Annotated in this window: 24 protein-coding genes and 2 tRNA genes; 16 read left to right on the forward strand and 10 right to left on the reverse strand. The window is 74.4% G+C overall.

What is annotated here, in order from left to right; genetic code table 11:
• The first annotated feature begins 1 nt into the window (after nt 1).
• The 8 genes from recF to AB2L27_RS17075 all read left to right on the forward strand — a co-directional run bounded on the left by recF (nt 2) and on the right by AB2L27_RS17075 (nt 9,339).
• Nucleotides 2–1,186, forward strand: coding sequence for a DNA replication/repair protein RecF (recF, locus tag AB2L27_RS17040; RefSeq protein WP_370442686.1), 1,185 nt, complete (start codon nt 2–4; stop codon nt 1,184–1,186).
• Nucleotides 1,179–1,796, forward strand: coding sequence for a DciA family protein (locus AB2L27_RS17045; RefSeq protein ID WP_370442687.1), 618 nt, complete (start codon nt 1,179–1,181; stop codon nt 1,794–1,796). Before recF ends, AB2L27_RS17045 begins: the two co-directional genes overlap by 8 nt.
• 298 nt (nt 1,797–2,094) lie before the next feature.
• Nucleotides 2,095–4,188 carry a DNA topoisomerase (ATP-hydrolyzing) subunit B gene (gyrB, locus tag AB2L27_RS17050; protein ID WP_370442688.1) on the forward strand — a complete coding sequence of 698 codons (2,094 nt, stop codon included), beginning with the start codon at nt 2,095–2,097 and terminating at the stop codon, nt 4,186–4,188.
• Nucleotides 4,189–4,308: 120 nt separating this feature from the next.
• Nucleotides 4,309–6,963 carry a DNA gyrase subunit A gene (gene gyrA, locus AB2L27_RS17055; RefSeq protein WP_370442710.1) on the forward strand — a complete coding sequence of 885 codons (2,655 nt, stop codon included), beginning with the start codon at nt 4,309–4,311 and terminating at the stop codon, nt 6,961–6,963.
• Between the two features lie 152 nt (nt 6,964–7,115).
• Nucleotides 7,116–7,487, forward strand: a complete 372-nt coding sequence (locus AB2L27_RS17060) for a DUF3566 domain-containing protein (RefSeq protein WP_370442689.1) — start codon at nt 7,116–7,118, stop codon at nt 7,485–7,487.
• A gap of 64 nt (nt 7,488–7,551) precedes the next feature.
• Nucleotides 7,552–7,625, forward strand: a tRNA-Ile gene (locus AB2L27_RS17065).
• A 105-nt stretch (nt 7,626–7,730) separates the two neighbouring features.
• Complete coding sequence (locus AB2L27_RS17070; protein WP_370442690.1) at nt 7,731–8,741, forward strand: AAA family ATPase; 1,011 nt, start codon at nt 7,731–7,733, stop codon at nt 8,739–8,741.
• A 10-nt stretch (nt 8,742–8,751) separates the two neighbouring features.
• Nucleotides 8,752–9,339, forward strand: a complete 588-nt coding sequence (locus AB2L27_RS17075) for an arsenate reductase/protein-tyrosine-phosphatase family protein (RefSeq protein WP_370442691.1) — start codon at nt 8,752–8,754, stop codon at nt 9,337–9,339.
• 17 nt (nt 9,340–9,356) lie between these two features.
• On the opposite strand, the gene AB2L27_RS17080 is transcribed toward AB2L27_RS17075, so the two are convergent.
• Nucleotides 9,357–10,748, reverse strand: coding sequence for a tyrosine-protein kinase domain-containing protein (locus AB2L27_RS17080; RefSeq protein ID WP_370442692.1), 1,392 nt, complete (start codon nt 10,746–10,748; stop codon nt 9,357–9,359).
• A 208-nt stretch (nt 10,749–10,956) separates the two neighbouring features.
• Here AB2L27_RS17080 and AB2L27_RS17085 point away from each other — a divergent pair, with 208 nt between their 5' ends.
• Both AB2L27_RS17085 and AB2L27_RS17090 read left to right on the forward strand, forming a co-directional pair.
• Nucleotides 10,957–12,348 (forward strand): exopolysaccharide biosynthesis polyprenyl glycosylphosphotransferase, encoded by a 1,392-nt coding sequence (locus tag AB2L27_RS17085; RefSeq protein WP_370442693.1) that lies wholly within the window; start codon nt 10,957–10,959, stop codon nt 12,346–12,348.
• Nucleotides 12,345–13,463 carry a glycosyltransferase gene (locus AB2L27_RS17090; protein WP_370442694.1) on the forward strand — a complete coding sequence of 373 codons (1,119 nt, stop codon included), beginning with the start codon at nt 12,345–12,347 and terminating at the stop codon, nt 13,461–13,463. The genes AB2L27_RS17085 and AB2L27_RS17090 overlap by 4 nt, the downstream gene beginning before the upstream one ends.
• An 85-nt stretch (nt 13,464–13,548) precedes the next feature.
• On the opposite strand, the gene AB2L27_RS17095 is transcribed toward AB2L27_RS17090, so the two are convergent.
• The 6 genes from AB2L27_RS17095 to AB2L27_RS17120 all read right to left on the reverse strand — a co-directional run bounded on the left by AB2L27_RS17095 (nt 13,549) and on the right by AB2L27_RS17120 (nt 21,425).
• Nucleotides 13,549–15,135, reverse strand: a complete 1,587-nt coding sequence (locus AB2L27_RS17095) for a methyl-accepting chemotaxis protein (RefSeq protein WP_370442695.1) — start codon at nt 15,133–15,135, stop codon at nt 13,549–13,551.
• A 70-nt stretch (nt 15,136–15,205) separates the two neighbouring features.
• Nucleotides 15,206–16,699 (reverse strand): lipid II flippase MurJ, encoded by a 1,494-nt coding sequence (locus tag AB2L27_RS17100; protein ID WP_370442696.1) that lies wholly within the window; start codon nt 16,697–16,699, stop codon nt 15,206–15,208.
• Nucleotides 16,696–17,832 carry a glycosyltransferase family 4 protein gene (locus AB2L27_RS17105; RefSeq protein ID WP_370442697.1) on the reverse strand — a complete coding sequence of 379 codons (1,137 nt, stop codon included), beginning with the start codon at nt 17,830–17,832 and terminating at the stop codon, nt 16,696–16,698. Before AB2L27_RS17105 ends, AB2L27_RS17100 begins: the two co-directional genes overlap by 4 nt.
• Entirely contained in the window at nt 17,829–18,944 is a 1,116-nt protein-coding gene (locus tag AB2L27_RS17110; RefSeq protein WP_370442698.1) for a glycosyltransferase, read from the reverse strand. The genes AB2L27_RS17105 and AB2L27_RS17110 overlap by 4 nt, the downstream gene beginning before the upstream one ends.
• Nucleotides 18,932–20,344, reverse strand: a complete 1,413-nt coding sequence (locus tag AB2L27_RS17115) for an O-antigen ligase family protein (RefSeq protein WP_370442699.1) — start codon at nt 20,342–20,344, stop codon at nt 18,932–18,934. Before AB2L27_RS17115 ends, AB2L27_RS17110 begins: the two co-directional genes overlap by 13 nt.
• Nucleotides 20,316–21,425: a glycosyltransferase gene (locus tag AB2L27_RS17120; RefSeq protein ID WP_370442700.1), complete on the reverse strand. Its 1,110-nt coding sequence runs from the start codon at nt 21,423–21,425 to the stop codon at nt 20,316–20,318. The genes AB2L27_RS17115 and AB2L27_RS17120 overlap by 29 nt, the downstream gene beginning before the upstream one ends.
• 113 nt (nt 21,426–21,538) lie before the next feature.
• On the opposite strand from AB2L27_RS17120, the gene AB2L27_RS17125 reads away from it, so the two are divergent.
• The 4 genes from AB2L27_RS17125 (at nt 21,539) to AB2L27_RS17140 (ending at nt 23,128) form a co-directional block, all read left to right on the forward strand.
• The gene (locus AB2L27_RS17125; protein WP_370442701.1) at nt 21,539–21,655 is read left to right on the forward strand and encodes a DLW-39 family protein; all 117 of its coding nucleotides are present in this window, start codon (nt 21,539–21,541) and stop codon (nt 21,653–21,655) included.
• 22 nt (nt 21,656–21,677) lie between these two features.
• Nucleotides 21,678–21,750, forward strand: a tRNA-Ala gene (locus AB2L27_RS17130).
• A gap of 123 nt (nt 21,751–21,873) precedes the next feature.
• Nucleotides 21,874–22,584 carry a hypothetical protein gene (locus tag AB2L27_RS17135; RefSeq protein ID WP_370442702.1) on the forward strand — a complete coding sequence of 237 codons (711 nt, stop codon included), beginning with the start codon at nt 21,874–21,876 and terminating at the stop codon, nt 22,582–22,584.
• Nucleotides 22,585–22,903: 319 nt separating this feature from the next.
• Complete coding sequence (locus AB2L27_RS17140) at nt 22,904–23,128, forward strand: hypothetical protein (protein ID WP_370442703.1); 225 nt, start codon at nt 22,904–22,906, stop codon at nt 23,126–23,128.
• Nucleotides 23,129–23,337: 209 nt separating this feature from the next.
• Here AB2L27_RS17140 and AB2L27_RS17145 read toward each other — a convergent pair whose 3' ends face one another.
• Entirely contained in the window at nt 23,338–24,177 is an 840-nt protein-coding gene (locus AB2L27_RS17145; RefSeq protein WP_370442704.1) for an SDR family NAD(P)-dependent oxidoreductase, read from the reverse strand.
• Nucleotides 24,178–24,328: 151 nt separating this feature from the next.
• Between AB2L27_RS17145 and AB2L27_RS17150 the strand changes: the two genes are divergently transcribed.
• Nucleotides 24,329–25,213 (forward strand): helix-turn-helix transcriptional regulator, encoded by an 885-nt coding sequence (locus AB2L27_RS17150; RefSeq protein ID WP_370442705.1) that lies wholly within the window; start codon nt 24,329–24,331, stop codon nt 25,211–25,213.
• A 214-nt stretch (nt 25,214–25,427) separates the two neighbouring features.
• Here the strand turns inward: AB2L27_RS17150 and AB2L27_RS17155 are convergent, their stop codons facing one another.
• Entirely contained in the window at nt 25,428–25,646 is a 219-nt protein-coding gene (locus AB2L27_RS17155; RefSeq protein WP_370442706.1) for a hypothetical protein, read from the reverse strand.
• A gap of 175 nt (nt 25,647–25,821) precedes the next feature.
• Nucleotides 25,822–26,097: a hypothetical protein gene (locus tag AB2L27_RS17160; RefSeq protein WP_370442712.1), complete on the reverse strand. Its 276-nt coding sequence runs from the start codon at nt 26,095–26,097 to the stop codon at nt 25,822–25,824.
• Here AB2L27_RS17160 and AB2L27_RS17165 point away from each other — a divergent pair.
• Nucleotides 26,026–26,838: an aminoglycoside phosphotransferase/kinase family protein gene (locus tag AB2L27_RS17165; RefSeq protein WP_370442711.1), complete on the forward strand. Its 813-nt coding sequence runs from the start codon at nt 26,026–26,028 to the stop codon at nt 26,836–26,838. The genes AB2L27_RS17160 and AB2L27_RS17165 overlap by 72 nt on opposite strands.
• Nucleotides 26,839–26,924 lie beyond the last annotated feature (86 nt).

The raw sequence follows: 26,924 nt of genomic DNA on the forward strand, positions 1-26,924 counted from the left end.
CGTGCACGTCGCGCACCTCTCGCTGGTCGACTACCGGTCGTACTCGAGCCTGGAGCTGGACCTGCGGCCGGGGACGACGACCTTCGTCGGCCTCAACGGGCAGGGCAAGACCAACCTCGTCGAGGCGGTCGGCTACGTCGCCACCCTCGGCAGCCACCGCGTCTCCGGGGACGCCCCGCTGGTCCGCCAGGGGGCGTCCCGGGCCGTGGTGCGGGCCGAGCTGGTCCGCGGCGGCCGCCGCGCCCTGGTCGAGCTGGAGATCACCCCGGGCAGGGCGAACCGGGCGCGGCTGAACCGCAACCCCGTCCGCCGCAGCCGCGACGTCCTGGGCGTCCTGCGGACCGTGCTGTTCGCCCCGGAGGACCTCGCGCTCGTCAAGGGCGATCCGACCGAGCGGCGGCGCTACCTCGACGAGCTGCTCGTCACGCGGTGGCCGCGGGTGGCCGGGGTGCGGGCGGACTACGACCGGGTCGTGCGCCAGCGCGGGGCGCTGCTGAAGTCCGCCGGGGCGGCCCTGCGCTCCGGGCGTGCCGACCCGCACACCCTCGACGTCTGGGACGAGCACCTGGCCGCGTCCGGTGCCGAGCTCCTGTCGGCCCGGCTCGCGCTGCTGGGCGACCTGCGCGAACCGGCCGCCGAGGCCTACCGGTCCGTCAGCAAGGGCCAGGGCGACCTGGAGCTGGGGTACCGCTCCGCCCTGCCCCTGCTGGCCGAGGGCGTCGCGACCACCCCCGGTGGTGCGGTCCCGAGCCGGGAGGAGCTGCGCGAGGCGCTGACCGCCTCGATGGCCGACCAGCGCAAGGCCGAGCTGGACCGCGGTGTGTGCCTCGTCGGCCCGCACCGCGACGACCTCGTGCTCACCCTGGGCGGCATGCCGGCCAAGGGGTACGCCAGCCACGGCGAGAGCTGGTCGGTGGCCCTGGGCCTGCGGCTGGCCAGCTACCGCCTGCTGCTGGAGGACGACGCCCACGAGGACCCGGGCGGGCCGGTGCTCGTGCTCGACGACGTCTTCGCCGAGCTCGACGCGGGCCGGCGCGAGCGGTTGTCCGAGGTCGTCGCCGACGCCGAGCAGGTCCTGGTGACCGCCGCCGTCCCCGAGGACGTGCCGGCCGCCCTGCGCTCCGACCGCGCCGACCGCGTCCACGTCAGCACCGGGACCGCCGTGCGGGAGGACCTGAGTGAGTGAGGGGCCGGCGGAGGACCCCGGGCCGGCGGACGCCGACCCCGCGGCGGGGGCGGACGCGGCGGGGGCCGACGCGGCGGGGGCCGACCTGGCCCGCACGGCCCTGGGCCGGGCCCGGGCGGCGGCCGCGGCCAAGGGGTTGCGACCGGGGCGGGCCCCGCTGGGCGGGACGCGGCAGTCCGGGGCCGAGGCCCGGCGGGCGGAGGCCCACCGCCGCACCGGTGCCTCGGCGCGGTCGGGGGCCTGGCCGGACGCGCGCGACCCGCAGAGCCTGGACTCCACCCTGGGCCGGCTCGTGGGGGAGCGCGGCTGGGAGCAGCCCGTCGCCGTGGGCGGGGCCTTCGGCCGCTGGGACGCCGTCGTCGGCCCGGAGCTGGCCGGGCACTGCGCCCCCGAGACGCTCAAGGACGGCACGCTGGTGGTGCGCGCGGAGTCGACGGCCTGGGCCACCCAGGTCCGGCTGCTGACCAGCCACCTCGTGCGCCGGCTCGACGAGGAGCTCGGCCACGGGGTCGTCACCAAGGTCGTGGTCCGCGGACCGCGGGGTCCGTCGTGGCGCAAGGGCGGCCGGTCGGCCCCCGGGGGGCGCGGACCGCGCGACACCTACGGCTGACCGGTGGCTGACCGGCGGGTCGGCCCCGTACCGGCTCAGGACCGTCCGACCCCCCGGTGCGTGGTCCCCCACGCCGGAGGGGGTCGCGCCGCTCAGGGGGCGCGCAGGGCCGTGCGCAGCGACGGGAGGTGACCCGGACGGGGTAGACTGTCGACGAACCTGGTGGTCACGCGGGCACCTGGATCGCACGGGGGCCGGACCCCCCGACCGCCTGGTCACGTCCGGCTACGCCGTCACGGGCCGCCGGCTCGCCTCGCCCGCGCTCGGCCGCCTCGACGCGGAGGGAGAGCACGCTCTCGTGCCAGACCAAGAGACGCCCGGTCCCGAGGACGCGAACCCGCAGGACGTGGACCCGCAGGACGTGAACCCCGAGGACGCCCCCTCCCTGGCCGACGCGGTCACCCCCGACGGGGTCCCGAACCCCGAGTACGGCGCGGACGCGATCACCGTCCTGGAGGGCCTGGAGGCCGTCCGCAAGCGTCCGGGCATGTACATCGGGTCCACCGGTGAGCGCGGGCTGCACCACCTGGTCTACGAGATCGTCGACAACTCCGTGGACGAGGCGCTGGCCGGGTACTGCGACACCGTCGACGTGACGCTGCTGGCCGACGGCGGCGTGCGGGTGGTCGACAACGGCCGCGGCATCCCCGTCGACGTCATGCCCGGCGAGGGTCGCCCGGCCGTGGAGGTCGTCCTCACCGTCCTGCACGCCGGCGGCAAGTTCGGCGGCGGCGGGTATGCCGTCTCCGGTGGTCTGCACGGGGTCGGCAGCTCGGTCGTCAACGCCCTGTCCACCCGGCTCGACGTCGAGGTCCGCCGGCAGGGCTTCGCCTGGCGGCAGTCCTACGAGAACGGCGTGCCGCTGGCGCCGCTGGAGAAGGGCGAGGAGACCGACGCCACCGGGACGACCATCACGTTCTGGGCCAACGACGAGATCTTTGAGACGACCGACTACTCCTACGACACGCTGCGGACGAACTTCCAGCAGCGGGCCTTCCTCAACAAGGGCCTCACGCTGAACCTCACGGACGAGCGCGCCCACCCCGAGGACGAGACGGCCGAGAGCGAGGACGACGCCCCGGCGCGGGCGGCGAGCTACCGCTACGACGACGGGCTCATCGACTACGTCAAGCACCTCAACGCGCTGAAGAAGAACGACCCGCTGCACGAGACGGTCATCTCGCTGGAGGCGGAGGACAAGGAGAAGGGCATCGCGGTCGAGATCGCGATGCAGTGGACGACGGCGTACTCCGAGGCCGTCTTCACCTACGCCAACAACATCAACACCTCCGAGGGCGGCACGCACGAGGCGGGGTTCCGCACGGCGCTGACCAACCTCGTCATCGACTACGCGCGCACGGCGAAGCCGGCCATCCTCAAGGAGAACGAGTCGCTCGACGGCTCCGACATCCGCGAGGGCCTGACGGCCGTCATCTCGGTCAAGCTGTCCGAGCCGCAGTTCGAGGGTCAGACGAAGACGAAGCTCGGCAACACCCTGGCCCGCACCTTCGTGCAGGCCCAGGTGCGCGAGCACCTCGGGCACTGGTTCCAGGCCAACCCCAAGGAGGCCTGGACGATCGCGAAGAAGGCGCAGTCGGCCTCGATCGCCCGCCAGGCCGCCCGCAAGGCGCGCGAGGCCAGTCGCAAGTCGCTGCTGGAGCGGAACTCGCTGCCCGGCAAGCTCAAGGACTGCCAGTCCAACAACCCCGCCGAGTGCGAGGTCTTCATCGTCGAGGGCGACTCCGCCGGTGGGTCGGCCACCCGCGGTCGCGACCCGCGGACCCAGGCGATCCTGCCGATCCGCGGCAAGATCCTCAACGTCGAGAAGGCCCGGCTGGACCGCGCCCTGGGCAACCAGGAGGTCCAGGCCCTCATCACGGCCTTCGGCACCGGCATCGGGGAGGACTTCACCCTCGAGAAGCTGCGGTACCACAAGATCATCATCATGGCCGACGCGGACGTCGACGGTCAGCACATCCGCACGCTGCTGCTGACGCTGCTGTTCCGCTACATGAGCCCCCTCGTCGAGGGGGGGCACGTCTACCTCGCCCAGCCGCCGCTGTACCGCATCAAGTGGTTGGGGGGCATGGAGAACCACGAGTTCGCCTTCTCCGACCGCGAACGCGACGCCCTCATGGAGGCGGGCCTGGCGGCCGGCAAGAAGCTGCCCAAGGAGGGCAAGACCCAGCGCTACAAGGGGCTGGGGGAGATGAACTGGGACGAGCTGTCCGAGACCACGATGGACCGCACCCACCGCACGCTGCTCCAGGTCACCCTGGAGGACGCCGCGGCGGCCGACGCCGTCTTCTCGGTGCTCATGGGGGAGGACGTGGACTCCCGCCGCACCTTCATCCAGCGCAACGCCCGCGACGTGAGGTTCCTCGACGTGTGAGCACCGTTCCACGTGGAACATCGTCGAGACCCGTGAGCTGAGAGGCACCACCCCGTGAGCGAGAGCACCACCGAACCCCCCACCGGCGACCGGATCGAGCAGGTCGACCTGCAGGCCGAGATGCAGCGGTCGTACCTCGACTACGCGATGAGCGTCATCGTCTCGCGCGCGCTGCCGGACGTGCGGGACGGGCTGAAGCCCGTGCACCGCAGGGTGTTGTACGCGATGTACGACGGCGGGTACCGCCCCGACCGCGGGTACTCCAAGTGCGCCCGCGTCGTCGGCGACGTCATGGGGCACTACCACCCGCACGGTGACACCTCGATCTACGACGCCCTGGTCCGGCTGGCCCAGGACTGGTCGCTGCGCTACCCGCTGGTCGACGGTCAGGGCAACTTCGGCTCGCCCGGCAACGACCCGGCGGCGGCCCCGCGGTACACCGAGTGCCGCATGGCCCCGCTGGCCATGGAGATGGTCCGGGACATCGACGAGGAGACCGTCGACTTCTCCCCGAACTACGACGGGCACACGACCGAGCCCGACGTCCTGCCGAGCCGGTTCCCGAACCTGCTGGTCAACGGCTCGGCCGGCATCGCCGTCGGGATGGCGACGAACATCCCGCCGCACAACCTGCGCGAGGTCGCCGAGGGCGCGAAGTGGTTGCTGGACAACCCCGACGCCTCCGACGAGGAGCAGCTCGCCGCCATGCTCCAGCGGATCAAGGGCCCGGACTTCCCGACCGGGGCGCTGATCCTGGGGCAGCGCGGCATCACCGACGCCTACCGCACCGGGCGCGGCTCGATCACCATGCGCGCCGTCGTGACGGTCGAGGAGATCTCGAACCGCACGTGCCTGGTCATCAGCGAGCTGCCCTACCAGGTCAACCCGGACAACCTCGCCGAGAACATCGCCTCGCTGGTCCGCGACGGCCGGCTCACCGGCATCGCCGACGTCCAGGACCACACGTCGGGGCGGACCGGGCAGCGGCTCGTCATCATCCTGCGCCGCGACGCCGTGGCGAAAGTCGTGCTGAACAACCTCTACAAGCACACCCAGCTCCAGCAGAACTTCGGCGCCAACATGCTGGCCCTGGTCGACGGGGTGCCGCGCACGCTGCCGATCCACGCCTTCCTCAAGCACTGGATCACGCACCAGATGGACGTCATCGTCCGTCGCACGCGGTTCCGGCTGCGCAAGGCCGAGGAGCGCGCCCACATCCTGCGCGCGCTGCTGAAGGCCCTGGACGCCATGGACGAGGTCATCGCCCTCATCCGGGCCAGCGCCACCGTCGAGGTCGCCCGCGACGGCCTCATGGAACTGCTCGACATCGACGAGATCCAGGCCCGCGCCATCCTGGAGATGCAGCTGCGCCGCCTGGCCGCGCTGGAGCGGCAGCGGATCATCGACGAGTACGACGAGCTCATGCGGCTCATCGAGGACTACAACGACATCCTCGCCCGCCCCGAGCGGCAGCGGCGGATCGTCGGCGAGGAACTGGCCGAGATCGTCGAGCGGTACGGCGACGAGCGCAAGACGCAGGTGCTGCCCTTCGAGGGCGACATGACGGCCGAGGACCTCATCCCCGTCGAGGACGTCGTGGTCACCGTCACCCGCGGCGGGTACGCCAAGCGCACCCGGACCGACCTGTACCGGGCCCAGCGCCGCGGTGGGCGCGGGGTGCGGGGGGCCTCGCTGCGCGAGGACGACGTGGTGGAGCACTTCTTCACCACGACGACCCACCACTGGCTGCTGTTCTTCACCAACCTCGGCCGGGTCTACCGCGCCAAGGGGTACGAGCTGCCCGAGGGCGGCCGCGACGGCCGGGGTCAGCACGTGGCCAACCTCCTGGCCTTCCAGCCGGGGGAGCGGATCGTCGCCGTCCTGGACATCGAGGACTACGAGCAGGCCCCGTACCTCGTGCTCGCCACCCGCGGCGGCATCGTCAAGAAGACCCGGCTCTCGGAGTACGACTCCAACCGCTCCGGCGGTCTCATCGCCATCAACCTGCGCTCGCACGCCGGCCCGGACGGTGGCGAGGAGGTCGACGACGAACTGTTCGGCGCCACCCTCGTCGGGGAGGGGGAGGACCTGTTCCTCGTCTCCCGCAAGGGCATGAGCGTGCGCTTCGAGGCGACCGACGAGAACCTGCGGCCCATGGGCCGGGCGACCTCCGGGGTCACGGGCATGAAGTTCCGCGGCGACGACGAACTGCTCGCGATGGCCGTCGCCCGCGACGACCTGTTCGTCTTCGTCGTCACCGAGCTCGGCTACGCCAAGCGCACCCGGATCGACCAGTACCGCCGGCAGGGCCGCGGGGGGCTCGGCATCAAGGTGGCCAAGCTCACCGAGGAACGCGGTGACCTCGTGGGGGCGCTGACGGTCTCGGCGGAGGACGAGGTGCTCGTCGTCATGCGGGGTGGGCGCGTCGTGCGCTCGCGCGTCGACGAGGTGCCGGACAAGGGCCGCGACACCATGGGGGTCACCTTCGCCCGCCCCGAGACCGGGGACCGGATCCTCGCCGTGGCCCGCAACGCCGAGCGGGTCATCGACGAGGAGGTGGGCGCCGAGGTGGGGGCCGAGGAGGCCTCCGAGGACCCGCTGCTGGACGCGGCGGGCAGCGGTGACGACCAGGCGGCGGCAGACGGCGCCGACGAGGCCCCGATCGGTGGAGCCCCTGTGGAGGAACCGGGCGCCGACCCTGTGGTGGGGTCGGTCGATGGCGTACGGTCGACCGAGGCTCCGCCGAGCGAGCCCGAGACCGGAGGTGACGAGTGACCCCCGCCGAACGCGCGACAGCTTCGTCGGCAGCGGCTGGTCCGCAGGGCAAGGCCCCGACGACCGGTCGGACCGCTCGCCCCGCGGGCGACCGGCCGGCAGCGGCCCCCGGGCAGCAGGGCGCCGCCCAGCAGCCCCGTCCCCGCAACGGGGTGGACGCCGTCCCGCGCCGCGTGCGGCTGACGCTGGCGCGGGTCGACCCGTGGTCGGTCACCAAGCTGTCGTTCCTGCTGTCGGTGGCCGTCGGCATCGCCCTGGTGGTGGCCACGGCGGTCGTCTGGACGGTCCTGGAGGGCATGGGGGTCTTCTCCGACCTCAACGGCCTCCTGACCGACGTCGTGGGCAACGACGTCGACTTCGACCTCCTCGACTACGTCGGCTTCGGCAAGGTGCTCTCGCTGGCGACGGTCATCGCCGTCGTGGACGTCGTGCTGCTGACCGCGCTGTCGACCATCGTCGCGTTCCTGTACAACGTGTCCTCCGCCCTCGTCGGCGGTCTGCACGTCACGCTCTCGGACGACTGAGCCCGCGCCGGTCCCGAGCACCCGCCCGGGTCCGGTAAGGTTGTCCCCGCTGCGTGCAGCGAACGGGCCTATAGCTCAGTCGGTTAGAGCGCTTCCCTGATAAGGAAGAGGTCGGAGGTTCAAGTCCTCCTAGGCCCACACCCTGAGCCCCCGTGGACGTCGTCCACGGGGGCTTCGTCGTGCCCGGCCCCCGGCACCGCCGAACACCGGTGACCGTGGCACTACCCACGGTAAGATCCAGGGGTGGAAGGACGGCTGCTGGCCACGGCCGCGCAGGTGCGGGCGCTCGTGGAGAGCCACACCGCGGGCGACGAGGCCAGGTTCCGCGCCGCGTTCACCGCCGTCCTGGACAGCGCCGGGCGCAAGGGCGACCGCGCCCGCGAGGTCGAGGACCTGCGCTCGCTGCTGGACACCCGGCGCTCCACCGCCCGCCCGCCGAGCCCGCCGCCGACGGCCCCCACCACCGTGGTCCAGCCCCGCGGGGAGCTGGCGCAGGTCCTCACCGTCACCCTGCCCCGGGCCGCCCTGGCCGACCTCGCCCTTGGCAGCGACGTCATGGCCCGGTTGCACCGGGTGCTCACCGAGCAGCGCCACGCCGACGTGCTGCGCGCCCGCGGGTTCGAGCCGTTGCGGACGCTGCTGCTGACCGGGCCACCGGGCACCGGGAAGTCCATGACCGCCGAGGTGCTGGCCGCCGAGCTGGCCGTGCCCGTGTTCACGGTCCGGTTGGAGACCTTCGCCGACCTCCCCGCCGAGGAGGCCGTCCCCAAGCTGTCGCTCGTCTTCGACCTGCTGGCCCAGAGCCGGGCGGTGTGCCTGTTCGACGACGTCGACGCGCTCATCGACCCCGACGGCGGTGAGCGCAGCCGCACCCGGCTGCGGGACGTGCTGCGCGCCTTCACCGGGTTCCTCGACGCCGACGCCTCCGCCGGCGTGCTCGTCGTGACGACGAACCGGCCGCAGCTCCTCGAGCGTTCCCTCCTGCGGCACTTCGACACCGTCGTCGACTACCCGCTGCCCAGCTCGGGGGTGGTCCAGGAGGTCGTGCTGCGCCGGCTCCGGGAGTTCGACCTGTCCTCGGTCGAGTGGCCGCGGGTCGCCTCGACGGCCAGCGGCCTGAGCCACGAGCAGGTCTCGGCCGCGGCGGTCCTGGCCGCCAAGCAGTGCCTCCTCGACGGCACCGACCAGGTCGAGACCGCGGCCCTGCTCGCCGCGCTGCGGGAACGACGGCAGATGCTCAAGATGGCCCCGTGAGGAGGCCGGGGTGAGGACCAGGTTCGAGGTCCTCCTCGTCTGCACGGCCAACGTCAGCCGCTCCCCGATGGCGGCCTCGCTGCTGCGCCACCACCTCGCCGAGCGCTTCGCCGAGCGCGCGGCGACCATCCGCGTCGCCAGCGCCGGCACGAACGCCCTCGCGGGGGAGCCGGTGGACCGCGACGTCGCGACGGTGCTGCGCACCCTGGGCCGACCGGACCTCACCGGCGGGGAGGCGGGCCGTCAGCTCGACGCCGGGACCGTCGGGGCCGCCGACCTCGTCCTGACGATGACGCGCGAGCAGCGCGGGGCCGTCATCTCCCTGGTCCCCCCGGCGCAGCGGCGCGTGTTCACGGTGCTGGAGCTGGCGCGGATCGCCCGAATGCTCGGGGCCGGGGGGAGGTTGCCCGCCAGCGCCTCCCCGGCCGCCGGGTGGAAGGCCCTCGCCGCCGCCGCACCCGCCTGGCGGGGGCCGACCGCGCCGAGGGACCCGGCCGTCGACGACGTCGAGGACGTCCACCGGGCCGAGCTGGAGGTGCAGGTGGGGGCCGCGCGGCGGCTGGACGAGGCGCTGGCCGTGGTCGTCGCGGTCGTCTGAACCGCGACGGGTGGGGCTCAGCGCTCCAGCAGGACGTGCTCGGCGTCCGGCGGCGTCGCCGGCTGGTAGCCGTAGCCGTACTCGTAGGCGTAGCTGTACTCCGACGCCTTCGCCGGCACCATCGTCAGCACCCCGCCCAGGACGGTGGCGTCGACGGCCCGCAGCCGTTCCAGGGCGCGCACCAGGTGCTCGCGCGTCGTCCTGGCGTGCTTGACGACGACCAGGGCGCCGTCGGCCTGCCGCGCCAGGACGGCGGCGTCGGCGACCGGCAGCAGCGGCGGGCTGTCGACGATCACGAGGTCGGCGCGGTCGCGCAGCCGCTGCAGCAGGTCGCTCATGTGCCGGGATCCGAGGAGGGCGGCGGGGTTCAGCGGGATCGGGCCGGCGGCCAGGACGGACAGGCCGGTGTCGCCGTAGGGCTGCAGGACGTCGTCGAGGTCGGCGCGCCCGGCCAGGACGGTCGTCAGGCCGGCGCTGTCCTCCACGCCGAGGTAGTCCGCCACCCGCGGCAGCCGCAGGTCGCCCTCGACGAGGATGGTCCGCAGCCCGGCCGTCGCCGACGTCAGCGCCAGGTTCACCGCCGTGGTGCTCTTGCCCTCCCCGGGCAGCGCGGAGGTGACGACGACGAGGCGCGGGGGGTGGTCGACGTCGGCGAACTGCAGGTTCGTGCGGATCTGGCGCAACGCCTCCGACTGCGGGGAGCGTGAGCCCTCCACGACGAGTTCGGGGCGCTCGCCGCCGGCGCCGGCGGGCACCGAGCCCAGGGCGGGGGCGCCGAGGTCGGAGATCGTCGTCAGCGTCTTCACCGTCGTGTCGAGGACCTCCCGCAGGACGGCGAGGCCGGTCCCGAGCACGGCTCCGGCGAGCAGACCCACGGCGAGCGCCTTGAGCAGGTCGGGGGCGATGGGGTCGGGGCGGACCTCGGCCGGGCGCAGCACGGTGATGCGCACCGGGCTCATCGTCTCGGGCGTGGCCTGCTCGAGCTCGCTGACGGCCGTCCCGAAGTGCTTCGCGATGGAGTTCGCGACGTCGGCGGCCAGCTGCGGGGAGGACTCGTCGACGGTGACCTCGATGAGGACGGTCCCGATGGGGGCGCTGGAGCCCACGTGGTCGGCCAGCGCCCGGGGCGTGGTGTCCAGGTCCAGCTCGCGGATGACGGGCCCGAGGACCTTGGGGCTCTCCAGGACGCTCGTGTAGGACTGCACGCGCTGCTGCGTGAACATGCTGCCCTGCATGAGGAGGGCGGCGTTGCCGCTGTCGTACATGGACACGAACATCAGGCAGTCGGCGCGGTAGACGGGCGCGCTGGTGGCGTAGGCGCCGAACCCCGCCCCGCCGCCGAGCAGCACCGACAGGACCACGAGGATCCAGTGCTTGCGCAGCGCGCGCAGGTAGTCGACGAGGTCCACGGGCCCTCCATCGGCGCCCGGCCCGGGCAGTTGACCCGACCGGGCAGGTGACCCGGCCGGCGCGACGACCCCCGCGGAGGGGTGCGCCGAACGGGTTGAAACGGTCGACGGGCCCGTCCCCACCTCAAGTCGACACGCCCGCGCGACGACGAACCACGGTGTTGAGCCCGGGCCGTGTGCTACGGGGACCGTGCGACGGAGGACCGACATGGCCATGACCAGCGACCCGGGGGCGGGCGTGCGCCCGGTCGGTGCCGGGCCCGCGGGCGCGGTGCGGCGCGGTCGGCGCAAGCGGTCCCAGCTCACGGCGCTGCTGCTGGCCTCCGACGCGGTGTGCGTGCTCACGGTCGTGCTCCTGCTCGGCCGGGGCGAGCCCACCGTCGTGGTCGTCTCGACCTCCACCCTCGCCGTCCACGCCCTCGCCGGCCTGTACCGGCCGCGGATGGACCTCAGCGTCCTGGACGACCTGCCGCTGCTGGCCGGGGCCGGGGTCGCCGCGGTCGGCGTCGCCGCCATCGCCGAGGGGGCCCTCGGGCTCGGTGACGTCACGCCGTGGGCGCTGTGGGCGGCGCTGGTGCAGACCCTGCTGCTCGTCGGCGCGCGGGCGGTCGTCTACGCCGTGCGCATCCGGTACCGGGTGGCCGGCCGGGTCGCGATGCGCACCCTCGTCGTCGGGTGCGGCGGGCTGGGGGCCCAGCTCGTGGAGCTGCTGCGCTCGGGGGAGCACGGGCTGGCGCCCGTCGGGTTCGTCGACGACGACCCGCGCCTGCCCGCCGGGGTCCGTCCCCTGCCCGTCCTCGGGGGCATCGCCGACCTGGAGCGCCTCGTGCGCGAGCACCGGGTCGACATCGTCGTCATCGCCCACTCCAACGTCCCGGAGATGGTGGTCGTCGACGTGCTGCGCAGCTGCCAGGGCCTGGCCGTGGAGATCTTCACGGTGCCGCGGTTCTGGCAGGTGACGAACACCCACCGGCTCGTGCAGTCCGTGCGCGGCATCCCGCTGGTGCAGCTGCGCCGGCCGGCCTTCCGCGCGGTGACCTGGCCCCTCAAGCGGGTCCTGGACGTGACCGCCTCCGCGGCCGGTCTCGTCCTCGTCCTGCCCGTCCTGGTGCTCTGCGCGCTGCTGGTGCGGCACGAGGTGGCCGCCGGGCCGCTGTTCCGGCAGGAGCGGGTCGGGCTGGACGGGCGGACCTTCGCGCTGCTGAAGCTGCGGACCATGCCCCCGGACGCCGCCTCCGACGTCCGCTGGTCCGGCGGGGACGGCGCCGGGCCGGTGGGCGGCTGGCTGCGCCGGCTGTCCCTGGACGAACTGCCCCAGTTGTGGAACGTGCTGCGCGGGGAGATGTCGTTGGTGGGCCCGCGGCCCGAACGCCCGCACTTCGTCGAGCGGTTCACCCTCGACCACGACGACTACCTGTGGCGGCACCGGGTGCCCGTCGGGGTCACCGGCTGGGCGCAGGTGAACGGCCTGCGCGGGGACACCTCGATCTCCGAGCGCGCCCGCTTCGACAACCACTACGTGGAGAACTGGTCGCTGTGGCTGGACGTGAAGATCCTCGTGCGCACGGTGGGGCAGGTCCTCACGGCGGCCGGTCGGTGACCGCCGAGCCCCTCGTCCTCGTGCTGGGCACCGCGGACTGGAACGCCCCCGTCGCCACCAACCAGCACCGCGTGACGGCGGCGCTCGCGGCCTCCTGGCCCGTCGTCTTCGTCGAGGGCGCCGGCACCCGGTCGCTGCGCCCCGCCGACGCCCGCCGCGTCCTGCGCCGGCTGCGGCCCGCGCCCACCCTCACCGGCCGCCCGCTGCCGGCCGGGGTGGAGGTCGTCAGCCCCCGCGTCGTGCCCCACCACGGCGGCGCGACCCGCCCGGTGAACACCGCCCTGCTGCACCGGCAGGTCCGCCGCTGGGTGCAGCACCCGGGACCGCGGCTGCTGTGGACCTTCACGCCCTTCACGTACGGGCTCGAACGCCTGGCCGACCGGACGGTCTACCACCTCGTCGACCTCCTGCACGAGAACCCGGGCGTGCACCGGGGCCGGCTCCTGGACGCCGAGCGCCGGTTGCGCGCCGACCTCGCCCTGGCCACCAGCCCGGCCGTCCGCGAGCACCTGCACGAGCAGGGGTTCACCACGACGCGGCTCCTGCCCAACGTCTGCGACGTCGCCCTGTTCACCGCCGCCGCGCGGGCCACGACCTCCCGGGGGACCTCGGCGGTCTTCGCCGGGACCCTCGCCCCGCACAAGCTCGACGGCGGGCTGCTGCTCGACCTGGCGCGGGTGCTCGGCCCGGACCTGCGGCTGGTCGGGCCCCTCGTCGAGCCCGCCGCCCCGTTGTGGCGCGACCTCACCGCGGCCGGTGCCCGGATCCTCGGCCCGCTGGACCCCCCGGCGCTGGCGCGGGAACTGGCCTCGTGCGCGGTGGGCCTGGTGCCCTACCGGATCTCCCCGCTGACGCGCGGGATCTCCCCGCTGAAGACGTTCGAGTACCTCGCGGCCGGGCTGCCCGTCGTCAGCACCCCGCTGCCGGCGGTGGCGCCGGTCGACGGCGCGGTCTTCGTGCGCGAGGCCCCGGCCTTCCCCACCCAGGTCCAGGCCCTGCTGGCGCAGGAGGACCCGGACCGGCCCGCCCGGATGACCCGGCTCGCCGACGGGCACGACTGGGAGAGCCGGGGACGGCGGTTGCGGGCGCTCGCCGGCGAGCTGCTCGCGGGCTGACCCCGCCCGGTGCGGCCCGGCAGCACGACGGGCCCCGGACCGCGCAAGCAGCGCGGTCCGGGGCCCGGTGTGCCCGGCGGGTCCGTCAGAGGCGGAAGGTCCCCACGAGGGCGTTCAGCTCCGCCGCCGAGCGGGCCACGTCCTCGGCCGTCGTCGCCGTGTGGCCGGCGCTGGTCGTGGTCTGCGAGGCCGCCGCCGCGATCCCGGAGATGTTCACCGAGATCTCCTGCGACCCCGTGGAGACCTCCGTGACGTTGCGCACCATCTCCGCCGTCGTCGCCGACTGCTCCTCCACCGCGGCCGCGATCGTGGCCTGCAGCCCGTCGACGCGCACGATGACCTCACCGATCTGCTCGATCGCGGCCGTGGCCGCCTGGGCGTCGGCCTGCGTCGCGCCGACCTTGGCGACGATCTCCTCGGTCGCCCGCGCCGTCTGCTGCGCGAGTTCCTTGACCTCCCCGGCCACGACGGCGAACCCCTTGCCGGCGTCGCCGGCGCGGGCGGCCTCGATGGTCGCGTTGAGCGCCAGCAGGTTCGTCTGCTCGGCGATGGAGGTGATGAGCTTGACGACGTCGCCGATCTCCCGGCTCGACGTGGACAGCCGGGCCAGCGTCTCGGAGGCCCCCTGGGCCGCCGACACGGCCGTCGCCGCCGTGGCCGAGGCGTCCGCCGTGGCCGAGGCGATCTCCCGGATGGCCGACGTCATCTGCTCCCCGGCCGCCGCGACCGTCCCGATGGACGCGCTGATCTCCTCGGTCGCCGCCGAGACGACCTGCGACTGCGCCGCCGACTCCCCGGCACCGCCGGACAACTGCGTGGCCACCGCCGTCAGCTCCTCGCTGGAGGCCGCCAGCGAGGTGGCGTTCGCGCTGATCCGGCCCACGGTCGCCGCCAGCGAGTCCAGCGAGGCGTCCGCCGCGGCGGACAGGCGCCCGACCTCGTCCTTGGAGGTGTAGGACACCCGCTGGTCGAGCCGGCCGGCGGCCAGCCCCTCCATGACGGTGACGGCCCGGCCCAGCGGGCGGGCGATGGAGCGCGAGATCAGGACCGCGACGACGACGGCCAGGGCCAGGGCGACGGCGACGCACGCGAGGAGGACGACCACGGCCTGCCGGTAGGCGGCCTTGCCCTCGTCGGCCAGCCGGACGGCGTCGGCCGACTCGACCTCGACGATGCGGTCCAGGGCCGTCGCGATCTTGGCTCCCTGCGGGTTCAGCGTGGCGGTGCGCTGGGCGACGAAGCCGGTGAGGTCGTTGGCCTCGGCCAGCGGGACCAGCGCCTGCGTCGCGTCGCGGTAGGCCGCCAGGGCGTCGGTGTAAGCCGTCAGCTCGGCGCTGCTCGCGGCGGGGTCGGTGTCGATGTACTCCTGCCACGCCGCGTCGAGGGCCTTCCCGTCGGCGTCGAGCTGCTGCAGCGCGGCCGTCGTGCCCGCCGCGTCCGGGGTCAGGGCCGCGTTCGCGACGTCCAGCCGCACGACGGCGAAGGCGGTCTGCACCTTGTCGGCGCGGTCGACCGAGGCGATCCCCGCCGTGGACAGGTAGTCCATCGTGTCCTGCGCGGCGCCCAGGCGCTGCAGACCCACCCCCGCGACCAGGACCAGCAGGGCGCTGACGAGACCGAATCCGAGGGCGAGCTTCGCGCTCACGCGCAGGTCGCGCAGCCGAGCCAGCACGGGGACCACCTTCCGACGACAGCGGAGCCCGGCCTGCCCGGTTCCGTCCGCTTCTCCATCGGGACGACGGTCAGCGACCTGAACCCCGGGCGCGGGGCCGGCCCACGGCGCCGCGGACGACGTCCCGCCCGACCCGGCGCCACGGCCCGACCCCCAGCCCCGCCGCCGCCCACACCGCCGCGACCGACCCGGTCACCGCCAGCAGCGCCGGCCAGCCCTCCAGGCCGCGGCCCACCCACCAGCCCAGGACCCCCGCCGCCGCCGCGACGGGCAGGCACGCCAGCACCCACCGCGCCAGCAACCCCGCCACCCCCAGGGGCCGGGCGGCCAGGACCGTCGTGACGAGCGCCCCCGCCGAGGCGGCCAGCCCCAGCGTCACCGGGCCCAGGACGGCGTGCAGCGACAGGTTCACCCCCAGGGTCACCGCGAGCCCGGCGAGCAGCGCCCCGGCCGCCGTGCGGTTGCGTCCCGCCGCGTTCAGCGCCTTGACGAGCACGTACGCGCACGACTGCGCCCAGAACCCCACGCCGAACCCGGTCAGGACCGCCGCCGACGTCGCCACCGCGGAGGCGTCGAACGCCCCGCGCCCGTAGAGCACCTGCACCACCGGCGCGCTGCCGACCGTCAGCACCACCGAGACCGGGGCGACGACGAGCAGCAGACCGGGCACCGTCCCCGCCAGGCGCTCGCGGGCGTCGGCCCGGTCGAGCCCGGCCAGCGCCGCCAACCCGGCCAGCCCGAGCGGGACGGCGAGCAGGTTCACCCCCGTCGTCGCCACGAAGCGGGCGTAGTCGACGGCGGCCACGACCTCGTCCCCCAGCAGGGAGGCCACGACCCGTTCGGCGACGACCGACCCCTGCAGCACGACCGGCAGCAGCAGCAGCGGCCGGACCCGGCGCCACACCCGCCGCAGCGCCTCGCGCGTCCCCGTCGTCGAGCCGGCCGGCAGCAGGTCGGCGACCTGCCCCAGACCCCAGGCGTGCAGGCCGACGTAGGCCAGCGCGAACCCCGAGGCGAGCACCACCGGTTCGCCCAGCAGCCAGGCCGCGCCGAGGGCCGCGACCATCCCGAGGTTCTGCACCGTGGCGCGCACCCCGGCCAGCCGGAACCCGCCGTGCGACATCTCCAGGTAGCTCAGCAGCGAGAACTGCAGGTAGCTGGGGACGCCGAGGGCCATGACGCGCAGGAACTGCGCGCTCGCGGCGGCGGTCGCCGGTTCCAGCCCCGGGGCCAGCAGGCCGACGACGGTGCCCGCACCCGTCACGAGCGCGACGACGAGGACGGCCGAGAGCACCCACAGGGCCCGGCGCAGCGCGCGGAACAGCTCGTGGGCGCGGTCGGGGTCGGTCCGCAGCAGTTCCTTGTGCAGGGGGAGGAACCCCGCGGACAGGACGTCGGCGGTGAAGAAGTCGACGGGGACCAGGGTCCCCGTCTGCGCGACCCGGGTCGCCGTCGCGGGGACCCCCGTCCCGTACGCGGCCGCGAGCAGGACCTCGCGCAGCATCCCCAGCAGTTTCCCGGCCAGACCTCCCAGGACGAGGCGCCGGACGCCGTCGCCCGTCACGGCAGGCCGAGGACAGCGGCGTACCGGGCGGCCACGCCGGACAACGCGTACCGCTCCGGCAGCAGCGACGTCCCGGGTCCTCCCCGGGCCAGGACCGCGCGCACGGCCGCGGCGAGCCGGCCCGGATCCCCGGTCTCGACCCGGGGCACCTCGGCCCCCTCGACGGGTGCCGTCGTCAGGGACGTCACCGCGGGGGTCCCGCAGGCCAGGGACTCCAGAACCGCCATCGGCAACCCCTCCCGCCACTGCGAGGTCAGCAGCGAGACGTCGGCGGCGGCCAGCAGAGCGGGAACCCGGGAACGGTCGAGCGCGCCGGTGAACCGCACCCGGCCGGCGACCCCGAGCTCGCGGGCCAGGTGCTCCAGCACCGGGCGTTCGGGTCCGTCCCCGGCCAGGACGAGGGTGGCGTCGGGGAACTCCCGCAGCAGGCGGACCGAGCGGTCGACCCGTTTCTGCGGGTGCAACCGCCCCACGACGGCGAACAGCGGACCGTCGGCGCCGAGTTCCGCGCGGACGCGGTGACGAGCCTGCGGGTCCGGCCGGAACACCCCGGTGTCGACGCCGTTCTCCACGAGGTGGACCGGGGGCATCCCGACGGCGCGGCCCAGCGGGAACCGCGTCAGGGACCGCGCGACGCGCGGGCCGACGGCGACGACGTCGTCGAACCGGCGGTACGTCACCACGTCCCGTCCCAGCCAGGAGACGTTGCGCGGCAGCGAGAGCAGGGGCCGCACCCGACGACCGCCGAGTTTCGAGGCGATCTCGTCCACGGACGTCCCGTGCGCCGCCAGGACGCACCGGGCACCGGCCGCCCGGGCGAGGTCGAGGACCCCGAAACCCCCCGCGCTGACCGACAGGACGCCACCGGGGCTCCGGGGGAGTTCGGCCGCGACGGCGGCCCGGGAGGCGCGCCACCACGACCGCGAGTACCGCCCCGGCACGGTTCCGGGCAGGGCGAGCACGCGCACCCCGTCGCGGCCGAACTCCCCGGGGAACCCGGGGAGGTGCGTCGTCACGGCGGTGACGTCCGCCCCGCGGGCGGCCAGGGCGCGGCACAGGTCCCACGTCACCGATTCCATCCCGCCGGCGTGGTGCAGCGGCAGGGACCGGGCGAGGACGAGGACCCCGCTCACCGCGGATCCCCGGCGACCAGGTCGTCGAGCAGGAGTTCCAGGTGCGCGGTCTGCGTGCGGACGTCGAAGTTCTCCCGGACGTGCCGGGCGGCGGCGGCGCCGAGGTCGGCGGCCAGGCGCGGGCGTTCCAGGACGCGGCGGATCGCCGCGGCCAGGGCGGCCGGGTCCTGTTCGGGCACGAGCAGACCGGTGGTGCCGTCCAGGACGGCGGAGGGGATGCCGCCGTGCTGGGTGGCCACGACGGGCCGGCCCAGGGCGCCGGCTTCCAGCAGCACCTGGCCGAGCCCCTCCTGGTCGCCGGTGGGCCCGGTGGTGCTGGGCAGGCACAGCAGCGATGACCGGGCGATGCGCCGCAGCGTCTGCGCGTGGTCGAGGGTTCCGGTGAACTCCACGTCGAGGCGCAGGTCGCGCGCGAGGGCGGTGAGTTCCGCGTGCAGCGGCCCGTTCCCGACGCACGTCACTCGGACCCCCGGCATCCCCGCCAGGGCCCGGAACAACGTGGCGTGCCCCTTCTTGGGCACGAGCCGGCCCACGTGGACGACGGTCCCGGGGACGGGGTCGGCCGCGGGCAGGCCGGTGAGGTCGATGCCCAGGTGGTGCGTCACGGTGCGCCCGGCGGGGAAACCCCGGTCCAGGAGGCGTCCGCGCAGGTGGTCGGAGACGGGCAGGAACAGGTCGCCGCGCTGGGCCAGGACGCGGCACCGCCGCGCGTACGTGGCCCAGGAGACGTGCCGGGAGCGCAGCAGCCCGGACCGGGAGGTGGTCGCGTCCACCCCGTGGAACACCGTGGCCAGCGGGACCCCGGCCCGCCGCGCGGCGGGCAGCGCGCAGGCGGCCTCGAACCCGAAGTGGGCCAGGACCGCGTCGACGCCCAGGGACCGCAGCGCCGCCGTCAGCGCCCCGGAGGCCAGACCGGCCGTGTGCAGGGCGGCGGCCCGCGGCCCGGCGGTGCCCACCAGCGAGTGCACCGCCAGACCGGCGGCGACCTCGGCGGGGACCTCGTCGCGGGAGACGAGCACCGGTTCCCACCGGGTGAAGGCGCGGGCCTGGGTGAGGACGAAGGGTTCGGACGGCACCCCGAAGGTGTGCCGGACGACGGCTACGCGGGGCACGGCGCCCCCTCGCGCCCGGCCGTCGCGGCCCGCTGCGCGGCGCGGCGGTTCGCGACGAGCCCGAGCAGCATCGCGAGCAGGATCATCGACTTGGCCTCGCCGTAGACCGCGGTGTTGTCGCCCATGCCGTGGATCAGCACCCACCACCAGGCGCCGAGCGCGAACGCCGTCGTCCGCGCCAGGTGCGTCCCCACGTTCCGGACGACGGTCGCGGTGAACACGGCGAGGACCGTCACCGCGAGGAGCAGCAGCCCCGCCACCCCGGGCAGGCCGCTGGCGGCCCAGGCGGCGATGAGGAGGTTGTGCGGGGGCAGGGCGTCCACGCCCAGGGCCGCGAACTGCTCGATGGTGCGCGACCACCCGCCGAACCCGAGGCCGAGGACGAGGTGCTCGCGGAACATGCGCAGCGCGAACTCCCACATGGGGGCGCGGCTGGCCAGGCTCTCGGTCGAGGCGCCGGCGTACCCGGGCACGTACCGCTCCAGCAACCGCGGCGCGAGCCAGACCCCGAGCCCGATGGCCGCCGCGGCCTGCGGCAGGAACCAGCGCGCGTTCGGGCGCCCGAGCACCTGCACCCCGCGCACGGCCAGCGGCAGGACGAGCGCGAGCGCCGCCGCCGTCTTGGACCCCGTCGCGAACGTCGCCGACCAGCACAGGAGGGCACCGGCGGCGTACAGGCGCCGGCGGCGTCGGTGCGCCGCGCCGCGCAGGCCGACGCCGAGGGCGAGGAAGCAGAACGTCGCCACGCCCAGGAACATCGAGGAGACGTTGGCGTTGATGAAGAACCCACCGGCCTTCAGCGGGTCGGTGACGTTGTTGGCGCCGTCGGTGAAGAACGCCCGCATGGCGCCGGGGCCGACGACGAGCGGGGCCAGCGGGGAGTGCAGGAACGCCGACTCGGCCGCGGGGGAGAGGCGGAACAGCCAGACGAGCACGGCGTCGAGGACCGCCCAGCCCAGGACGACGGTGAAGGGGCCGGTGAGGGCGCCGGCGCGCTCGCGTTCCACCCGCGTCGCGTACAGCAGGAGGAACGCGAAGGACAGCAGCCGGGTGACCTCCAGGAGCCCGGCCATCGGGTCCGGTGACCAGCCGATGGCGACGGCCTGCGTGGCGGTGAGCACGAGGACCGCGCGGAACACCGGGTCGCGCAGGGGCAGTCCCTTGCGTTCCAGCAGCCAGCAGACGGCCACGAGGACGATCCAGCACTGGCTCAGCGGCAGGTTCAGCGCCCCCAGCGGCCCGACGAACACCTGCGGGACGGCGAGGAAGGCCGCGACGGTCAGCCGCGTCCGGTCGCTGGCGGTGAGGCAGAACAGGACGCCGGTGAAGGCGCCGGCCAGGCCCAGCGCCACCAGGAGGATCACCGGGCGGTCACGGGCGCAGCACCCCGGTGTGCTCACCGACCCAGTCGAGGACGCGGGCGCGGAAGCGCTCGACGTCGAAGGCGAGGGCTCGGGTTCGGCAGTCGGCGGCGGCGCACGCCTGCGCCCGCGGCAGCGCCTCGACGAGCGCGCCGACGGTGAGGTCGTCGACGAGGGCTCCGGAGACGCCGTCCAGGACGGTCTCACCGGAGCCGCCGCGGCGGGGGGCGAGCACGGGGGTCCCCGACGCCATGGCCTCCACGGGGACGATGCCGAAGTCCTCCACGGTGGGGAACACCAGGACGGCGGCGCGGCGCAGCAGTTCGCGCACGGTCTGCCCGCCGGGGCGGTCGAGGACGACGACGGGCACGGACGCGGTCGCGGCGCGGTCGCGCAGCACCGGCAGGAGGGGGCCGGTCCCGGCGACGACGACGGGCCGGCCCGCGCGTTCGGCGACGTCGACGGCGAGCAGGTGGTTCTTGTAGGGGACGAACCGGCCCAGGGCCAGCAGGAACCCCTCGGGCAGGTCGAGGGTGTCGGGCCCGGGCTCAGCGAAGCGGGCGACGTCGACGGGCGGGTGCACGACGACGGCCTCCCGGCCCCAGCACCGTTCGATCCGGCGCGCGACCTCGGTGCTGTTCGCGGCGAACGCGGTGACCCGCCGGGCGGCGCGGTGGTCGGCGGCGGCCAGCGCCCGCCGGGCCGGGGCCAGCAGCGGGGAGGTGCCGCGGCCGTCGAGCTCGGGGGTCCAGACGTAGCGGGCCGGGGTGTGCACGTAGGCGAGGTGGACCCCGCCGGGGGCGACGAGGCGGTTGGACGTGGCGAAGGCGTGGTGGGAGGTGAGGACGAGGTCGTAGCTGCGCTGGACGTCGCGGGCGTGCCGGGCCCACGCGGCGGGCATGAGCGGCAGGGCGAGGGCGCGGTGCCCGCGCAGCCGGTCCAGCGCGGTGGTGCGCACGTCGCGCCCACCGAGGTCGAGGCGGACGCCGGGGGTGGCGCTGAGGGCGTGCAGGTCGGCGTCGGGCCACATCCCGACGAGCACCTCGAAGACCTGCTCGGCGCCCGCACGGGCCGCGAGCCACTCGTGCACCAGCGCGGTGCGGCCCGGGTCCCTGGTCATGACACCCCTCGGTCGGCGCCGTCGCCGTCGACCTGAGGGCGATCACGCAGCGTGCTAGCGTTTCGCCGTCGCGGCGGGTGCCGCCGCGACCCGTCCCGTGAGGAGGCCCGAACGTGAAGAAGCTGCTGGTGGTGGGTCTGCTCGCCGGAGGGGTCTTCGCGTGGCGCCGTCGGGCGTCGCAGAAGGCCGAGCGCGAGCTGTGGGCCCAGGCCACCGACACGGTGCGCTGACCCTCAGCTCCAGCACCACCCCGGGGGCATGGCGCAATTGGTAGCGCACCTGCTTTGCAAGCAGGGGGTTAGGGGTTCGAGTCCCCTTGCCTCCACCGGAACCACGAGGCCGGTCACGTCGAGGACGTGACCGGCCTCGTGCGTCGTGCACCTGTCCCGGCGACCCTCGACGTCGAGACCGTCCTGCGCAGCACCGGGGTGTGGGCGGGGAGGGACGCGTGATCTCGCCGGTGCCGCCGGGGGACCGGTCGACCCCCGAGGACGTGCGGCGCGTGGTCGCGCTGCTCCAGCGACGGTGGCGGGTCCTGGGCGTCCCGCGCGCCCTGCGGGACGCCGTCGCCCGCGACGTGAGCGCCGACCTGCACGACGCGCACCGGCAGGGCCGCACGCCGGAGTCGGTGCTGGGGACGTCGGTGCCGGACGTCGCCACCGAGGTCGCCCGCGAGAACGGGTGGCTCGTCGCCTGGCCGATGTACGGGCGGGTGCTCGTCGCGGCCGGGGTCGGGGCGGTGATGGCACTGGCTGCCGGTCTGGTCCTCCTGCTCCCGCTCGCGGCCTGGACCGTCTCCGCGGTTCCCGCGGTCCTGGGGTGGGCCGGCGTCACGGTGGGCGCCGACGGTGACCCGTCCTGGTACCTGCCGATCGTGCTGGGCGCCTACGTCGTCTTCGGCGTCGCCTTCGTCGCGGTCGTCCTGGCCTGCGTCCGGTGGGCGTTGCGCTCGGCCGCGGGACTGAACCGCACGCTGCGCGCCGGCGTCCTGGGGCTGCCCGCCTCGGCGGCGCTGTCCCTGCCCGTCGCCGTCTGGATCGGGCACGTCTCCGGGTTCAGCACCGCCCCGCACGTCGTGCTGACCGAGTGCGGTCTCGTCCTGGGAGCTGCCGCCGTCGCCCTGGTGGCGGCGCGGGCGTGGGCGGTCCGGCCGCTCTGAGCGGGCGTCAGGACGGGAGGCCGAACCCCTCGCGCGACACCGGCTGCGCCGCCCGGCCGCCGTGCTGCACACCCGGGTCCAGCCGTCCCGCCAGGTCGAAGCATCACGCGGTGTCCGCCTCGAACGGTGGTGGACACGTCCTCACCGGAGGGCGCCGTACACCACTCCGGCGAACTCCACTCCGCACTGCACACCATCCGCGGGATGACCGTGACGTCACCGTCGTGACCAGATGGTCGCTCCTGGTCATCCGCGGGCTGATCGACACCGCGACGAACGAGGGATGGAGCGCGGTGTCGCATCGGGCAGGGTCGATCGCATGACGCAGCGAGGCAGCACGCACCAGACGGTGGCCTGGACGCAGAAGCCGGGGATGTGGATGGCCCTGGCGGTGGCCTTCCTGGCGATCTCGATGCCGTCGTGGGTCGACGCCCTGAGCGGGGAGAAGACCCTCGGTTACCTGCCTGCGGTCGCGTTCACCGTCGCGGCGATCTTCTTCGGCGTGCAGGCTCGGCGGTGCGCGCGGCGCCGCCTGCAGGGCTGATGACGCCGGCCGCTTCCAGGGGTCTGGTGGACGGGGCGCACAGTGATGCCGCGTCGCCGGCTGGGGTGGTGTGCATGTGAGCGGGATGACCCGCCGTCGCGCACGACGCGGGATGACCGCGACGTCGCCGGTCGCTGCTCCGCCGTCCGGTCACTTCCTGGCACCGGCAGGTGGGTGGGCCAGGCTCTCGCGTGGCCCACCCACCACGGTCAGGCGGTGACGACGTCGGTGGATCGGGCGACCTGCTCGCCGGCCTCCACCTCTGCTCGGCGCGTCTGGAGAGCCGAGACGGCGATGGTGTGGGCGTCCGAGCCCAGCAGGTGACGCAGCCGCCCGCCGTTGCCGGCCCCCGCGAGGTCGATGAGGGCGGCGGCGCCCTTGGCCGGGTCACCGAGCTGGGTGCCGGCCATCTGCAGGTGCGCCTGCGTCATCTCGCGCAGCGCGGGGTAAGCGTCGGTGGTCTCCTCCGGCAGCACCAGGGAGTTCGAGGTCAGGAAGTCGGTGCGGAAGTACCCCGGCTCCACGAGGCTGACCGCGATCCCCAGGTCGGCGACCTCCGCGGCGAGGGACTCGGTGAGCCCTTCCAGGGCGAACTTGCCCGCGCAGTACAGCGCCCAGCCGGGGAAGGACGTCAGCCCGAGGATGGAGGAGATGTTGATGACGTGGCCCGAGCGCTGGGTCCGCAGGATCGGCAGGACGGCGCGCAGGACGTTCCACACCCCGACGACCTGCACGTCGAGCATGGCCCGCACGTCCGCGTCGGAGGTCTCCTCGACGGCGCCGAGGAAGCCGTAGCCGGCGTTGTTGACGACGACGTCGATCCTCCCGAACCGCTCACGGGTCTGCTCCACAGCCTGCGTGACGGCGGCTTCGTCGGTCAGGTCGAGCTCCAGGGGCAGCAGCCGGGAGGTGTCGACGTCGCTGAGGGCGGCGGTCAGCCGTTCGGTCGAGCGGGTGGTGGCCGTGACGTGCTCGCCGCGGGCCAGCAGTTGGGTGACGAGTTCGCGGCCCAGGCCGCGAGAGGTACCGGTGATGAACCACGTGGACACGAGGTCTCCTCAGGTCGGAGGGGGTGGGACACCACCAGCCTGGGTCGTCAGCAGCGCCCGGGGAGGGCCGCTGGCTCGCCCACTCCTGCCTGGGTACGGCGTACCCCCCTTCGACCCGCCGGCGCCCGGTGCCGACCGGCACACTGGTCGTGTGACCTCCCGCGCCGAGCACCGCAGGGACCTGGGTGAGTTCCTCCGCAGCCGCCGCGCGGCGACCTCCCCGGACGCGGCGGGGCTGCCGGTGGCGCCGGGGCGGCGGGTCGCCGGACTGCGCCGGGAGGAGGTCGCCCAGCTCGCCGGGGTGAGCGTGGACTACTACACCCGCCTGGAGCAGGGCCGCCACGCCAGTCCCTCCAGCGCCGTGCTGGACGCGCTGGCTCGCGCGCTGGGCCTGGACGCGGCGGCTCGCGCGCACCTGCACGACCTGGCGGGACCGACCACGTCCAGGACCGAGCGCCCGGTGGTGCAGCGGGTGCGGCCCGCGGTCCACCATCTGCTGGACTCCCTCGGTGAGCACCCGGCGTTCGTGATCGGTCGGCGCACCGACGTCCTGGCCTCCAACGCGCTGGCCCGGGCGCTGCTGAGCGACTGGACCGCGCTACCGGCCCGGCAGCGCAACTACGTCCGCTGGTTGCTGCTCGACCCGGCCGCCCGTGCGCTGTTCCCCGACTGGCCGGTGCTGGCCGCCGAGGCGGTCGGTACGTTGCGCCTGGACGCGGGCCGCCACCCCGAGGACCCGCTGCTCAACTCCCTCGTCGGGGAACTGGCGATCGGCTGCCCGGAGTTCGCCCGGTGGTGGTCTGATCGCCGCGTGCACGAACGCACCCACGGCACCAAGCGCCTGCAGCACCCCGTGGTGGGGGAGGTCACGATCCACTTCGAGGCTCTCGCCCTGACGGGCGAGGACGACCAGACGCTGTTCGTCTACTCCACCGAGCCGGGGAGCACGTCCGCGGACAACCTGCGGTTGCTGTCGTCGTGGGCCGTGGACACCGACCCGGCCACGCGCCGCCGATCGCGGTCACCCAGCAGCTGACGACGTGGATCTCTGCGGAGGTCCTGAACTCGTCGACCGCGGCCGCCGGGCGCTCTCCGGGTTCCAGCTCATCGGTGGACACGTAGTGGTCGTCGCGTGCGGCGAGTGCTCGCTCGTCGGCGTGTCCGTGCGGTCGTCGACCTCCTTGTCCGCGGGATGACGGTGCGCAGCGCGCACCGCAGGGACCGCGTGGGCAGCGGCCGCGCAGAAGCCGCTACCGGTGACCTCTCCGGTGCTTGAGCAGCTCTCGGATCACGACCACGATCACGATGAGACCACCTACGACCATCAGCAGGCTGAAGACGATCGACCACCCGCTGTTCCTGGTCAGGGTGAAGCCGCCGTAGCCCACGACGACGACCATCCAGAGCCCGAGGATCCAGGGACGCACTCTGCGGTTGGTGCGTTCGACGTCGCGGTCAGGCTCGCTCACCGTTCGAGCATCGCAGCGCGTCTACGGGGGCACATCAGACCTCGACGATTTTCCGCCCTTCGTCACGACCGCGATGGCGGCGGCCAGTCGAGACCGCGCACTACGCGGGATGACCGCGCGGTTCTCGCTGATGTCCGAGAAGGTGACCGCATGATCGTCGCGGACTCCCAGTTGGTCACCGGTGACGGCTGAGGAGGTCGTGGAAGGGATCGAACGAGCCACCTTCGGTCCAGTACCGCGGCGCCAGGTCGACGCCTGGCTCGATGAGCGCCTGCGCGCTCAGCTCGGCTCTGCGCTGGACCGCGTCCTCTTCCGTTCCGGGCGGGTCTCGGCCGTGTTCGGGTGCCGACTCCAGGACGGGCGCGAGGTCGCGGTGAAGGTGCACCGCCCCGGCGCGGACCTCGCGCACCTGGGCGCGGCGGTGCGAGCTCAGCGCCACCTCGCCGCTCACGGCTACCCCTGCCCGCGGCCACTGCACGGGCCCACCGCGGTAGACGGGCGGGTGGTGGTGGTCGAGACCCTGACGAGCGAGGGCGAACTCTCTGACGCCACCCGGGCGCCCATCCGCCGCGCCCTGGCCGCGAGCCTGGCGGAGCAGATCGACCTGCTGCGACCGTTGGCCGCTGACCCGGCGCTGCGTGAGCCGCTGCGGGCCGGTGCGCCGGCGTGGACGCGCTACGAGCACGGTCCCTGGCCGTCACCGCACGATTCGATCTTCGACTTCACGTCGCGGTCCGAGCGCTTCGGGTGGGTGGATGACCTCGCGGTCGAAGCGGCTCAGGTGTTGGCCAGGCTCGAGAGCCGGGGCGTGCTGGGGCCCGACGTCATCGGGCACAGCGACTGGTACGACGGCAACGTGCTGGTCCAGACCACCGACGGTGGGAGCCCGGAGGAGGTGGTCGTGGTGAGCGCGGCCTTCGACTGGGACAGCCTGACCGCGCGCCCCGAAGCGGTGCTGGTCGGGATGTGTGCCGGCTCCTACACCGCGGGCGGGGCCGCGAACGCGGCTGCGCCGACGGTGGCGCAGGTAACGGCCCTGCTCACGGACTACCAGCAGGCCCGACCGGGGTTCCTCGTCGGTGAGCAGTGGGCAGCGGCTGCGGCAGCGGCGTGCTGGGTGCTGGCGTACAACGCGCGGTGCGAGGTCTGCTGGTCAAGTCCCCAGAGGTGGTGTACGACGGTTTCCTCGTGATGCTTCGTGCGGTCAGGCCGTCAAGGCCTGCATCGTGAGGTCGGAGTTCACCTCCACCGAGCTCTGCGCGGCGCCGGCCGGGCTGG

Origin of the sequence: Kineococcus halophytocola, from assembly GCF_041276425.1 — a bacterium.
Lineage (GTDB): Bacteria > Actinomycetota > Actinomycetes > Actinomycetales > Kineococcaceae > Kineococcus > Kineococcus halophytocola.

Excerpts from the sequence above, each read along its gene's own strand:
- gyrA (WP_370442710.1), top strand. The coding sequence starts at position 4,309 with ATGCAGCGGTCGTACCTCGACTACGCGATGAGCGTCATCGTCTCGCGC.
- AB2L27_RS17085 (WP_370442693.1), top strand. The coding sequence starts at position 10,957 with ATGGCCATGACCAGCGACCCGGGGGCGGGCGTGCGCCCGGTCGGTGCC.
- AB2L27_RS17120 (WP_370442700.1), bottom strand. The coding sequence starts at position 21,425 with ATGACCAGGGACCCGGGCCGCACCGCGCTGGTGCACGAGTGGCTCGCG.
- AB2L27_RS17140 (WP_370442703.1), top strand. The coding sequence starts at position 22,904 with ATGACGCAGCGAGGCAGCACGCACCAGACGGTGGCCTGGACGCAGAAG.